Source organism: Ruegeria sp. BI12 (assembly GCF_056537985.1).
On record NZ_JBQFSL010000001.1, the window covers coordinates 2,152,414 to 2,164,803 of the forward strand.

Annotated in this window: 12 protein-coding genes; 1 reads left to right on the plus strand and 11 read right to left on the minus strand. The window is 58.1% G+C overall.

Annotation, left to right across the window (positions count from 1 at the left end; all coding sequences use genetic code 11):
• Window positions 1-7: 7 nt before the first annotated feature.
• From ACR0AK_RS10895 to ACR0AK_RS10935, 9 genes are all read right to left on the minus strand, one after another.
• Window positions 8-541 (minus strand): NuoB/complex I 20 kDa subunit family protein, encoded by a 534-nt coding sequence (locus ACR0AK_RS10895; protein ID WP_037307875.1) that lies wholly within the window; start codon window positions 539-541, stop codon window positions 8-10.
• Window positions 532-897 (minus strand): NADH-quinone oxidoreductase subunit A, encoded by a 366-nt coding sequence (locus tag ACR0AK_RS10900; protein WP_050602775.1) that lies wholly within the window; start codon window positions 895-897, stop codon window positions 532-534. The genes ACR0AK_RS10895 and ACR0AK_RS10900 overlap by 10 nt, the downstream gene beginning before the upstream one ends.
• A 188-nt stretch (window positions 898-1,085) precedes the next feature.
• Complete coding sequence (locus ACR0AK_RS10905) at window positions 1,086-1,874, minus strand: crotonase/enoyl-CoA hydratase family protein (RefSeq protein WP_480793309.1); 789 nt, start codon at window positions 1,872-1,874, stop codon at window positions 1,086-1,088.
• Window positions 1,875-1,883: 9 nt separating this feature from the next.
• On the minus strand, window positions 1,884-2,738 hold the full coding sequence (locus ACR0AK_RS10910) for a hydroxymethylglutaryl-CoA lyase (RefSeq protein WP_480793659.1): 855 nt from the start codon (window positions 2,736-2,738) through the stop codon (window positions 1,884-1,886).
• 66 nt (window positions 2,739-2,804) lie between these two features.
• The gene (locus tag ACR0AK_RS10915) at window positions 2,805-4,733 is read right to left on the minus strand and encodes an acetyl/propionyl/methylcrotonyl-CoA carboxylase subunit alpha (protein ID WP_480793310.1); all 1,929 of its coding nucleotides are present in this window, start codon (window positions 4,731-4,733) and stop codon (window positions 2,805-2,807) included.
• Between the two features lie 3 nt (window positions 4,734-4,736).
• Entirely contained in the window at window positions 4,737-5,162 is a 426-nt protein-coding gene (locus tag ACR0AK_RS10920) for an ASCH domain-containing protein (protein ID WP_480793311.1), read from the minus strand.
• Window positions 5,162-6,766 carry a carboxyl transferase domain-containing protein gene (locus tag ACR0AK_RS10925; RefSeq protein WP_480793312.1) on the minus strand — a complete coding sequence of 535 codons (1,605 nt, stop codon included), beginning with the start codon at window positions 6,764-6,766 and terminating at the stop codon, window positions 5,162-5,164. Before ACR0AK_RS10925 ends, ACR0AK_RS10920 begins: the two co-directional genes overlap by 1 nt.
• Window positions 6,763-7,563, minus strand: coding sequence for a hypothetical protein (locus ACR0AK_RS10930; RefSeq protein WP_480793313.1), 801 nt, complete (start codon window positions 7,561-7,563; stop codon window positions 6,763-6,765). Before ACR0AK_RS10930 ends, ACR0AK_RS10925 begins: the two co-directional genes overlap by 4 nt.
• Window positions 7,553-9,085, minus strand: a complete 1,533-nt coding sequence (locus ACR0AK_RS10935; RefSeq protein WP_480793314.1) for an AMP-binding protein — start codon at window positions 9,083-9,085, stop codon at window positions 7,553-7,555. Before ACR0AK_RS10935 ends, ACR0AK_RS10930 begins: the two co-directional genes overlap by 11 nt.
• Window positions 9,086-9,221: 136 nt before the next feature.
• Between ACR0AK_RS10935 and ACR0AK_RS10940 the strand changes: the two genes are divergently transcribed.
• The gene (locus ACR0AK_RS10940) at window positions 9,222-9,827 is read left to right on the plus strand and encodes an OmpW/AlkL family protein (RefSeq protein ID WP_480793315.1); all 606 of its coding nucleotides are present in this window, start codon (window positions 9,222-9,224) and stop codon (window positions 9,825-9,827) included.
• 52 nt (window positions 9,828-9,879) lie between these two features.
• Here ACR0AK_RS10940 and ACR0AK_RS10945 read toward each other — a convergent pair whose 3' ends face one another.
• Window positions 9,880-11,043: an isovaleryl-CoA dehydrogenase gene (locus ACR0AK_RS10945; protein WP_480793316.1), complete on the minus strand. Its 1,164-nt coding sequence runs from the start codon at window positions 11,041-11,043 to the stop codon at window positions 9,880-9,882.
• 155 nt (window positions 11,044-11,198) lie between these two features.
• Entirely contained in the window at window positions 11,199-12,389 is a 1,191-nt protein-coding gene (locus ACR0AK_RS10950; protein WP_480793317.1) for a DegT/DnrJ/EryC1/StrS family aminotransferase, read from the minus strand.
• Window position 12,390: the final 1 nt, after the last annotated feature.

The window sequence follows — 12,390 nt, forward strand, 5'->3', positions numbered from 1 at the left end:
TCTTTCCTCAGCGTACGATGGTGCCGGTGCGGCGGATTTTGCGTTGCAACTGCATCAGACCGTACAGCAATGCCTCGGCTGTCGGCGGGCAGCCGGGGACGTAAATGTCCACCGGAACGATGCGGTCACAACCTCGCACGACCGAATAGGAGTAGTGGTAGTACCCACCGCCATTCGCGCAGGAGCCCATCGAGATCACATAGCGAGGCTCGGGCATCTGGTCGTAGACCTTGCGCAGCGCCGGTGCCATCTTGTTGGTCAGCGTGCCCGCCACGATCATCACATCCGACTGGCGTGGGGACGCACGTGGCGCGATGCCAAACCGTTCCGCGTCGTAGCGCGGCATCGAGGTGTGCATCATCTCAACCGCACAGCAGGCCAGACCGAAGGTCATCCAGTGCAGTGACCCGGTGCGCGCCCAGTTGATGATATCCTCGGTCGAGGTCAGCAGAAAACCCTTGTCCTGCAACTCGGCATTCAAGGCCTGGGTGGCGACTTCTTTATCGACGCCCGCGGTGTTTGCACCCGTCATCACTCCCATTCCAAGGCCCCCTTCTTCCATTCATAGGCAAAGCCAATGGTCAGAACGCCCAGAAACACCATCATGGACCAGAAACCAACGTCGCTGATGTCCTTGAAGCCGACAGCCCACGGGAACAGAAACGCGATTTCCAAGTCGAAGATGATGAAGAGAATCGAAACCAAATAAAACCTGACGTCAAACTTCATCCGTGCATCATCGAACGCGTTGAATCCACATTCATACGCGCTAACTTTTTCGGGGTCGGGATTGCGGACCGCCAGCACGACTGCCGCCAGAATCAGTACGATTCCAAGGCCCACAGCTACGGCCAGAAACACCAGGATCGGGAGGTACTCCCGCAATAGGTCTTCCACGTACAGCTCCTTTCCTGCGCATACCCCGAAAGGGAGCGCCGTCAATTGGCGTGTTGACTGGACATTCTGTATCCCCGCCGGGTCATAGGGTCAACCGAACACAAACGCGCAGGGGGGTAATATTCGACTTACTTCTGTTCTGGTTAAGATAGTCGCGCGCCCTGTCGCGAGTGCAATACAAGTGTCGCCTAAACCTTACTAATCCATGCAGGTTTTCTTTTTTCAAAGAACGCGCCGATTCCCTCTTTGGCCTCTTCCGTTTCCCACCTGTCGACCAGCTCTCGGATCGTATGGTCGATCACAGCATCGTCAATGCGGGGTCCGAGTTGGCGCACCAGTTGTTTGGCGGACGCAACCGCACCGGGTGCGCAGGTCAGATAGGGCACAACCTCGGCCTCAATTGCGTTATTCAGAGCGTCCTCCGGCACAATTCTGGCCAGCAGACCCAGCTCTACCGCTTCTGCGGCTTCAAACACCCGAGCCGACATGAACACGCGCCGCGCGAGGGCTTCCCCCATGCGAGCGACAACATACGGGCCAATGGTGGCCGGGATCAGGCCCAGCTTGGTCTCAGTCAGCCCCATTTTGACCGTGTCCGCTCCGATCGCCACATCACAAACCGACGCCAATCCCACACCGCCCCCAAAGGCATTGCCGTGAATCGCTCCGATCAGCGGTTTCGGCAACGTGTTCAGCGCCTGCAACATTTCGGCCAGCTTGCGCGCCTCAATAAATCGGGTTTCAGATTCTGCTGCCATCTGAGACTGCATCCAGCCCAGATCGCCGCCGGCACAAAAGCTCTTTCCCGCACCGGTCAGTACAACGACGCGCACCGCCTCGTCCGCGCCTAGCTGCTGCGCTGCTTGCGTAAGCTCGGCGATCATCTGCGCCGACATGGCGTTGTGCTTTTCGGCACGGTTGAGGGTCAGAGTGGCCACACCGCGCGCGTCGGTGGTCACAGCGATCGTTTCAAACATGTCTGCTCCTTACTGGGACCGCATCGCACGTGCCATTTGCGCGGCCTCTTCGATGACCGCAAGGTCGATGCCGGTCTGATATCCAAGACGTTCCAAATGCCTCACGACGGCTTCAGTGGAGACGTTTCCCGCGGCACCCGGCGCATATGGACATCCACCCAAACCGCCGATAGCACTGTCGAACACCCGAACACCCAGCGCCAGCGCCGCGTCGATATTGTCGATGGCCCGCCCGTTGGTGTCATGAAAGTGCCCCGCCAAACGCGTCACGGGCACCCGCTCACGCACCGCTAGCAGCATGTGGGCAATTGTATCGGGCGTACCCTGCCCGATCGTATCCCCCAGCGACACCTCGTAACATCCCAGCGAAAACAGCCGATCCGCGACCTCGGCCACCTTCTCAGGCGGGGTTGGTCCGTCATATGGGCAATCGGTCACGCAAGATACATAGCCCCGCACAGGAAGATCAATGTGGCGCGCGGCTTCAAGGATCGGGACAAAACGCTCGATGGATTCTTCTATGGTGGCATTAATGTTGGCTTTCGAGAACCCTTCAGAGGCCGAAGCGAATACTGCGATCTCATCGGCCTTTGCGGCCAAGGCATCTTCGTACCCCCGCATGTTCGGTGTCAGCGCGGCATAGCGCACCCCATCTGCCCGCTTAATCCCAGCCAACACATCTGTGCTGCCCGCCATTTGCGGCACCCACTTAGGCGAAACAAAACTGGCCACTTCGATGCGATTGAAACCAGCCCGACTAAGGCAATCGACCAGCGCCACCTTTTCTGCCACCGGGATTTCGCGTTTTTCGTTCTGCAGACCGTCACGCGGACCCACCTCGAAGATTTCGACCCGTTCATCCATGGTTGTGCCCTTCTCTGACTGACGCATTCGATCTGACTGTGCCACGTTGCGTGAGAACGGGACAGATCATTCCTCCTTCAGCCGGACCAGCGCAGCCCCTGCCTCGACTTGAGCCCCCGCATCGGCCAGCACTTCGGCAACAAGCCCATCGCGCGCCGCCAGCAGGGAGTGTTCCATTTTCATGGCTTCAAGGATCGCCAACCGGTCACCTTGCTGGACCGTCTGCCCCACCTGCGCAAAGACAGCTTTAACCAAACCGGGCATTGGTGCCTCAATCACGTTGGTATCACCTGCCGCACTGGTATCACGGTCCAGCGGATCAACGATTTCGAGGGTTTGGCCATAGTTTTCAAAGACCGTAATCTGCGCGCCCGAGATGGATACACGCGGCATCTGAACCCCGTCGATCAGCCACCCACCCGGATCGCGATCGGCAAGAACTGTACGTTCTCCGACCTGCCAGATCTGACGGTTCCGGCTTTCCACTTGTACGTCCAGGTCAATATCATCACCCGCCCGCAGCTGAACCGCACGATGCAGCGGAGCCCATAGCGAAAACCCGGTTTCCTCATCGGTGTCCACCAGATCCAAAGCTGTCATCGCGGCGGCGACTATGGAAGACGCCGGGATAGGTTCTGCCTGAACCAGCACGTCTAGATCCCGGCCAATCAGGCCGGTATCAACATCACCGGTTACAAAGCCGGAATGTCGGGTCAAAGCGCCCAGAAAACTGAGGTTCGTGACCGTTCCCCCCACCTCGGTTCCTTTCAGCGCCCTATGCAACTGTTCCAACGCAACCGCGCGCGTCGGACCATGCACGATCACCTTGGCGATCATAGGGTCATACCACGGGCTGATCGTATCACGAGCACGCACGCCGCTGTCGGCGCGGCAATCGGAGGGGAAAGCCAGATGGGTCAGCGTCCCTGTCGCGGGCAGGAAGCCTTTTGGCACGTCTTCAGCATAGAGCCGCGCCTCGAACGCATGACCCGAGATCGACAGGTCACTTTGCTGCTTGGGCAAGCTTTCGCCCGCTGCAACGCGCAGTTGCCATTCGACAAGGTCGACACCTGTGATCGCCTCGGTCACCGGATGCTCGACCTGCAGGCGCGTATTCATCTCCATGAACCAGAACCGGTCCGGACGCAGCCCATCCGAGGCGTCGACGATAAACTCAACCGTACCTGCCCCTTTATAGCCAATCGCTTCGGCCGCACGCACGCCCGCTTGCCCCATCGCTTCGCGCATCTCAGGCGTCATCCCCGGAGCCGGAGCTTCTTCGATCACCTTCTGATGTCGACGCTGCAACGAGCAGTCTCGTTCGAACAAATGCACGGCATGGGTGCCATCCCCAAAAACCTGCACCTCGATATGGCGAGGTTTGGCGACGAATTTCTCGACCAGAACAGCGTCATTGCCGAAAGCGGTTTTTGCCTCGCCTCGGGCGCTGTCCAATGCCGTTATGAAGTCCGCCGGTCGCTCGACCAGACGCATGCCTTTGCCGCCGCCACCCGCAACGGCTTTAATCAAAACCGGGTAACCGATGGTATCCGCCGCCCCTGCCAAATGCTCGGGGTCTTGGTTGTCACCGTGATATCCCGGCACAACCGGCACGCCCGCTTTCTCCATCAGTACCTTGGCGGCATCTTTCAAACCCATCTTGCGGATCGCATCCGCCGAAGGGCCGATGAAGGTCAGACCAGCGCCCTCGACCGCATCCACGAAATCGGGGTTCTCGGACAAAAAGCCATAGCCGGGGTGGATCGCCTGCGCGCCTGTATCCAGCGCAGCCTGAATGATCACTTCGCCCTTCAGGTAGCTGTCCGCTGGGGCCGCGCCACCGATATGCACCGCCTCATCTGCGATCTGAACGTGTTTGGCCGAGGCATCTGCATCTGAATACACCGCCACGCAGGACACACCCATCTTCTGAGACGTTTCCATCACCCGACAGGCAATTTCGCCTCGGTTGGCAATCAGGATTTTGTTGAACATCTCTTATCCCTCAACCGCCAGATCTTCGATTAGGCGGAACCGCTCGCACAGCAGTTCCATCTCTGGATCGAAACCACCATTACGCTCAAAGTACCGGCGATGATCTTCGCGCCATCCCTCAAGCGTATCGTTTTCGCCCTCGGCCAACGCGAAATCCTCGCTCATATCGCAGAAACGACAGACAGAAACATCGACGGTTTCGATCACCAAAGCAGGGCGTCCATCCCATTCCAAAGCGATGTCGCGGCGCCCAACGACTGGCGTCTCGGGGCTACCATCCGGATAGTCCCTCAGCGCGCCACAAGTTGCAGTTTTCCGGCCTGCACGCACCAGTGAAAGCAACTCGGCACTCATCAAAGCGCTGTCGCCGAATTTGAAGGTTTGTGCGTCGGGATATCGGGCCAATACATCTTCCAGTGTCATGTTCATCACATCCTGAACACGCCGAAACGTGTCTCCTCAATCGGCGCATTCAACGCAGCGTTTAGCGACAGGGCCAGCACATCGCGGCTTTTGCGCGGGTCGATGATGCCGTCGTCCCACAGCCGGGCCGAAGCATAGAGCGGGTGCGATTGCTCCTCGAACATCTCCAGCGTCGGACGTTTGAACTCGGCCTCTTCCTCGGCGGACCATGTACCACCCTGCCGTTCGATCCCGTCACGTTTGACGGTGGCCAGAACGCCCGCCGCCTGTTCACCGCCCATGACCGAGATCCGCGAGTTCGGCCAAGTCCACAAAAACCGTGGCTGATAGGCTCGACCCGCCATACCGTAGTTTCCGGCCCCAAACGAGCCACCCACCAGCATGGTGATTTTGGGAACATTGGTCGTCGCCACCGCCGTAACCATCTTGGCTCCGTGCCGCGCGATACCTTCGTTTTCGTACTTCCGACCAACCATAAAGCCAGTGATGTTTTGCAAGAACACCAGGGGAATCTTGCGCTGCGAACACAGTTCCACGAAATGCGCGCCCTTCTGCGCGGCCTCGGAAAACAGCACGCCGTTGTTGGCGATGATCCCGACCGGGCAGCCTTTGACATGAGCGAAGCCGGTCACAAGCGTCTCACCAAAACGCGGCTTAAATTCATCAAAACGCGAGCCATCGACCAGTCGCGCGATCACCTCTCGGATGTCATAAGGGGTGCGCAAATCGGCCGGGACGACGCCCAGGATTTCTTCGGGATCATATGCCGGATTTTCTGGGCTGGCCCAATCTACCGTCTGTGGCTTGCGCAGGTTCAGAGAACCAACCGCGCGGCGCGCCAGTGCCAGCGCGTGAGCATCATCTTCGGCCAAATAATCAGCCACCCCGGACAGACGCGTGTGCACATCGCCGCCACCTAAGTCCTCGGCACTGACCACCTCACCGGTCGCAGCCTTGACCAACGGGGGGCCTGCCAGAAAAATCGTGCCCTGTTCCTTCACAATGATGGTCACATCCGACATCGCGGGCACATAGGCCCCGCCTGCCGTACACGACCCCATGACGACCGCGATCTGAGGGATGCCTTTCGCGCTCATCCGCGCCTGATTATAGAAGATGCGGCCAAAGTGGTCGCGATCAGGGAAGACCTCATCTTGATTGGGCAGGTTCGCGCCACCACTGTCGACCAGATAGATACAGGGCAGATTGTTTTCTTCGGCAATCTCCTGCGCGCGCAGGTGTTTCTTGACCGATATCGGGTAGTAAGTGCCGCCCTTCACCGTGGCGTCGTTGCAGACCACCATGACCTCTTGTCCCTGCACCCGGCCAATACCGGCAATCACACCGGCGCTGGGGGCCGCGTTATTATACATGTCATGCGCTGCGGTTGCGCCGATTTCCAAAAACGGAGAGCCCGGATCGAGCAGGTTCGCCACCCTTCGGCGCGGTAGCATTTTGCCCCGCGTTTCATGTCGCGCGCGCGATCTTTCGCCCCCGCCCATCCGCGCGGCATCAGCCGCGGCGGAAATCAGCGCCAGCGCATCCAGATGCGCTGCACGGTTTTGCCGGAAGCCTTCGGACGAAGGCAAAGCAGAGGATCGGAGCTTCATCTTGTGTACTCTCTTAGAAAATCTCGAACGGGGTTTTCGCTGACTGCAAAGCTCTGCATCAGACGCGCGTAACCTTGCGCCACGTTGCTGGAACAAACTGCGTCAAGTTTTTTGATCCCTGGCTCTTCCAGAAAATCTTCCAGATCCGACATCGGGACCATAAAATAGTAGTCAAATGGCAGCATCTCGGCCGCCATCTCCATAGCCTCGATGGCGTCTTCGTTATCTCCGCGGCACAAATAGGCCAGGGATAAGTTGCGATAGGCGTCTCCCATCGCCTCATAATCGCCATCCGCCTCGTACTGGCTTACTGCTAGTTTGAAACGCCCGACGACTTCGCGATTGTAAAAATTCTCATCCGCTTGCGCTTCCGGCAGGAACATCGAGACATAGGCCAAGTTCTCATCATGCCATCCGTCAGTTTGCATCTCGGTGCTGAAGACACTTCTCAGCATGCGGATTTCGGGTTCATATTTCAGAGTGCTGTAAGAGGCAGAGATCGCATCTAAATAATTGTCATAAAATGCAATTTTTCGTTTGTCTTCGTCATCAAGGCTCGCCACTCGACCGGCTACTTTGCGCAATTCAGAGATAGCCTCGTCGGGGTAACCATAATAAACTAGAAGGTCTGCCAGTTGCAGTTGCTCTATGACTGCAATTTTGTCTTCGACGGCTTTTTCGATTGTGTCCCGCATCCACGTCTCGAAGTAAGCCTTGCCCGCCCAGGCGGCACCAATAACCGCAATTGCCGTCGCGCTGAATTCAATCCCCGTTCTAATACTGGACTTATCCGCCATGATTTCCCTCCTCAGACGCGCGACGCTTCAACTCCTTACGAATTACTTTTCCTGTCACGGTCAAAGGCAACTCTTGCACAAAAGCCACTTCACGAGGGTAAGAATAATGCGCAAGACGGGTTTTAACCCACTCCTGCAACTCGGATTCTGAGGCGTCGGCCCCCGGTTTCAAAACCACATATGCCTTGACGATTTCTGTCCGCAGCTTGTCGGGCTTGCCGACCACGCCAACTGTCGCCACTGCCGGGTGGGTCAGCAGGCAATCTTCGATCTCAGCCGGGCCAATACGATAGCCGGACGATGTAATGACGTCATCGTCGCGCCCGACAAAGCGCAGATAGTCACCCTCCCACACGCCGCGATCGCCGGTGATCAGCCAATCGCCACGGAACTTCTCAGCCGTTGCCTCTGGGCGGTTCCAATACTCCAGTAGCATCGAGGCCGAGCCGCGCCGAATGGCCACGTCGCCTTCTTGATCCGATGGGTTCCCATCGTCGTCGATAACCGCCACCTCATGCCCCGGTACTGGCTTGCCGATGCAGCCGGGCCGCACGGGGAAGTCGTCTGAACAGGAAGAGACGACCATGTTGCATTCTGTCTGACCGTAGAATTCGTTGATCGTCAGGCCAAACGCCTGCTGCCCCCAGGCCAACATCTCGGCACCCAGCGGCTCACCACCTGATGCGACGGAACGCAACCCGGGAAGCGCCTGATCCGCCGCCTTCAGCATTCGCAGGGCGGTAGGAGGGAAAAACACGTTCCGCACACCGCCAAGCGCGATCACATCAGCACAGGCTTCGGGGGTGAATTTGTCCAATCGCGCTGCAACGACCGGAATGCCCAGCGCAAGGCCAGGCATCAGCACGTCGAACAACCCTCCAATCCAGGCCCAATCAGCGGGGGTCCACAGGCAGTCACCCTCGCGCAGATTGTTGTGGCTGATCGAGACGCCTGGCAAGTGCCCGGTCAACACTCGGTGGCCATGCAATGCACCTTTCGGGCTGCCCGTGGTGCCGGATGTATAGATCAGAACCGCCGGATCTTCGGGGCCAGTGTCGGCGAAAGGCACAGCGTCGCCGATCTCACCAATCTGATCGACCATTAGCGGCTCAGCCAGATCTCCCAGCAGTGCCGCTCCTTCAGGGTCGGTCAGCACAATTTGCGCCCCTGCATCACTGACCCTGGATCGCAAAGCATCCTGCTTGAAAAGTTTGAACAGTGGAACCGAGATCGCACCGATTTTCCAGATCGCAAGATGCGCCGCCGCACACCAGGGAGACTGGCTCAGCAGCACCCCAACGCGATCTCCCGGCTGCACCTTTTTCGACAACGCGCGCGCGATCCCGTCCGTCATTTCAGCGAGTTGTCCGTAGGTGACTCGCCGTTCGTCTCCCCCGGTCAGGTCGATCACCGCAACCTGATCCGGTGCGTGCAAAAGACACTGACGCGCCATGTTCAGACGCGATGGTACATCCCAGTCACTCGCTGAACGCAAACCCGGTATGCGACTAGCTTCTAGCACGCAAGAAACCCTCTATTTTTAAGGGACTTACCGGCAGTGCCTTCAACGATTCAGTCACACAGATTTGATGCAGATCAGAGTGCTCCGCCCTCGCAACTGTCAAATCGACCTCATCAACAGAACCAAAGGCAAGAATATGACCAACAAACTCGCCGCTTTGACCCTTTCCACCGCGCTGGTGGCGCTTGCCGTCCCCGCCTTCGCCCAATCGCAGGGCGATTGGACCGTCGGTGTTGGTGTCGGCTACCTCAACCCCAAATCCGACAACGGCACGCTGGCCGGGCTGAATGCCGACATCGACTCGGACACCCGCCCGATCTTCACCGCCGAATACTTCATCCGCGACAACCTCGGCATCGAGCTGCTGGCCGCAACGCCGTTCAAGCACAATATCACCCTGGGCGGCAGCACCGACGCGGGCAGCGTCAAACACTTGCCGCCCACGTTGTCGCTGAACTATCACTTCCCGACCAACAGCGCGTGGAAACCCTATGTTGGCGCTGGTCTGAACTACACCATTTTCTTCGACGAAGACTCTCCGCTGGGCGACTTGAAAGTTGACAACTCGTTCGGTGTCTCGCTGCAGGCCGGTCTGGATTACATGGTCTCGGACAATGGCGCTGTTCGCCTGAACGTACGCTGGTTCGATATCGACTCGGACGTCAAGCTGAACGGCGCGAAGATCGGCAAAGCCGAAATCGATCCCTTCCTTGTTGGCGTATCCTACGTCCATAAATTCTGATCCTTCAAAGGAAAGCGCCCCGCAGTTACCTCGTCTGTGGGGCGTTTTTTTCTCAAAGCATTTCGTTCATCAGTTCCCGCCCGATCAGCATCCGACGGATTTCGCTAGTGCCCGCGCCTATTTCCATCAACTTGGCATCGCGGAAGATACGGCTGACCGCCGAGTCCGCCAGAAACCCTGCCCCGCCCATCGCCTGAACGGCCTGATGCGCCTGCGACATGCCCTGTTCCGAGGCATAAAGGCAGCACGCCGCCGCATCCTGGCGGGTGACATCGCCTCGATCACAGGCTTTGGCAACTTCATAGACATATGCGCGCGCGGAATTCATCGCGGTATACATGTCCGCGATCTTCCCTTGCATCAGTTGGAAACTTCCGATCGGTTTGCCGAACTGCTTTCGCTCGGCCAGATAGGGCATGATTTCATCCAAACAAGCGGCCATGATTCCCGTCCCGATCCCGGCCAGAACCACGCGTTCATAGTCTAACCCGGACATCAGAACTGCGACGCCCTTGCCTTCTTCGCCCAGAACGTTTTCGAACGGCACCTCGACATCTTCGAAGATCAGCTCTGCCGTATTCGACCCCCGCATTCCCAGCTTGTCGAAGTGGGGCGAGGTCGAGAACCCCTTCATCTCTTTCTCGATCAGAAAGGCTGTGATCCCTTTTGACCCGGCCTCCGGATCCGTCTTGGCATAAACCACCAGAGTATCCGCGTCAGGTCCGTTGGTGATCCAATACTTGTTACCGTTCAGGCGGTAATGATCGTTGCGCTTTTCCGCGCGCAACTTCATCGACACCACGTCGGACCCAGCCGACGCCTCGGACATGGCCAGAGCACCAATATGCTCGCCCGATATCAAGCGCGGCAGGTACTTGGCCTTCTGCTCGTCACTGCCATTCAGTTTGATCTGATTAACACAAAGATTCGAATGAGCACCGTAAGACAGAGAGACCGAGGCCGATGCCCGCGCGACCTCTTCCACAGCGACAGTGTGGGCCAGATAAGACATCCCGGCCCCGCCATATTCCTCGGACACTGTAATGCCGAGCAAGCCCAGATCGCCCATCTCTTTCCAAAGCTCGTTTGGAAATGCGTTCGAGGCATCGATGTCAGCCGCCATCGGCTTGACCCGCTCCTGCGCCCAACGATGCACCATTTCACGCAGGGCGTTCACGTCCTCACCCAGATCAAATTGCATGGCCGCCGTGAACATAAGCGATCTCCTCTTTCGCATTAATGAACAGTTGTTCAATAAATAGCAGCGAATCTAAATCGGGTCAACGACAGCGTCCCAAAAACAAACCGCCGCCCCAATCGGGGCGGCGGTTTCAAAACAACAAGCGTGCGCGGCACGCGCACTCGATTGGATTACGACTGATAAACGGCGCTGACCTCTGCCCGAATAATCCGCGCGATCAGACTGCAGTCGTCCAGCGAGAAAGTCAGAGGAACACGCATGTCGACGATTCCGGCAAGGATTCGATCACTTTTGGGCATGGGCGCGCTGTCGGCATATCGCCAACTGTCATAACGCGACGTGAAACCGTTCGGTTCGGCCCCTCCGAACCACTTGAGTTCGACCCCCCGGGCCGCGCACCGCTGGATAACCTCGTTTACCCGCTCTGCCGACCAATCCAGCAGCAGAAACTGAATCGAAGACCCCACAAATGTCTCGTCTTCCGGCCGCTCCACAATGCTTAGACCCGGCGTACCGCGCAGACCTTTTTCAATCGCAAAATAACGTTCATTCCAGCGTTCGATCTGCCGGTCCAGATCGCGCAATTGCGGGCGCAGGATTGCGGCCCGCAAGTTATCCATCCGCCCTGAAACGTTGGGCGTGTTGTACTTGATGCGTTCGAACACATCTGGGGCTGGCGCAGCAAGGTGGCGTTCGTACAGCATGTAAGACCCAGACAGAATTGTTGCTTTTGCTGCCAATTCCTCATCATCGGTTACCAGCAAACCACCCTCGCCCGAGTTGACATGCTTGTAGGTCTGACACGAGTAGCAGCCAATTGCACCGTGCCGGCCTGAAGCCTGCCCGCGCCATGCAGCCCCCATCGTATGGGCGCAATCCTCGATCACCGTGACGCCTGCTGCGTCGCACAATTGCATAAGCCGATCCATGTCACACAGGTGGCCACGCATGTGGCTCAGCATTAGCACACGCGCCTGATCCAGCTTGGCTTCAAGATCGTCCAGATCAATCGTGAGGTCTTCGGTTACACCTACAAATACCGGTCGCGCACTGACTGACGCAATGGATCCGGGCACAGGAGCCAGGGTGAACGCGTTTGTCAGCACCGGGTCCCCCGGCTTGACCCCTAAGGCGCGCAGTGCCGTGGCCATCGCATAGCCGCCTGACGACACGGCCAGACAGTACCTGGCCCCAGTTTGGGCAGCAAATTCTTGCTCCAAAAGGGCGGTTTCGCCCAATTCGCCAGGTACGACGTTGTAACGATGCAGGCGTCCGTGGCGCAATACGGCCAGGGCGGCCTCGACCGCCTCTTCGGGAATGGGTTCCTGCTGTGTGAAGCTGCCGGTGAATGTTTCGATCATA

Excerpts from the sequence above, each read along its gene's own strand:
- ACR0AK_RS10895 (WP_037307875.1), bottom strand. The coding sequence starts at position 541 with ATGGGAGTGATGACGGGTGCAAACACCGCGGGCGTCGATAAAGAAGTC.
- ACR0AK_RS10905 (WP_480793309.1), bottom strand. The coding sequence starts at position 1,874 with ATGTTTGAAACGATCGCTGTGACCACCGACGCGCGCGGTGTGGCCACT.
- ACR0AK_RS10910 (WP_480793659.1), bottom strand. The coding sequence starts at position 2,738 with ATGGATGAACGGGTCGAAATCTTCGAGGTGGGTCCGCGTGACGGTCTG.
- ACR0AK_RS10915 (WP_480793310.1), bottom strand. The coding sequence starts at position 4,733 with ATGTTCAACAAAATCCTGATTGCCAACCGAGGCGAAATTGCCTGTCGG.
- ACR0AK_RS10920 (WP_480793311.1), bottom strand. The coding sequence starts at position 5,162 with ATGAACATGACACTGGAAGATGTATTGGCCCGATATCCCGACGCACAA.
- ACR0AK_RS10925 (WP_480793312.1), bottom strand. The coding sequence starts at position 6,766 with ATGAAGCTCCGATCCTCTGCTTTGCCTTCGTCCGAAGGCTTCCGGCAA.
- ACR0AK_RS10930 (WP_480793313.1), bottom strand. The coding sequence starts at position 7,563 with ATGGCGGATAAGTCCAGTATTAGAACGGGGATTGAATTCAGCGCGACG.
- ACR0AK_RS10940 (WP_480793315.1), top strand. The coding sequence starts at position 9,222 with ATGACCAACAAACTCGCCGCTTTGACCCTTTCCACCGCGCTGGTGGCG.
- ACR0AK_RS10945 (WP_480793316.1), bottom strand. The coding sequence starts at position 11,043 with ATGTTCACGGCGGCCATGCAATTTGATCTGGGTGAGGACGTGAACGCC.
- ACR0AK_RS10950 (WP_480793317.1), bottom strand. The coding sequence starts at position 12,389 with ATGATCGAAACATTCACCGGCAGCTTCACACAGCAGGAACCCATTCCC.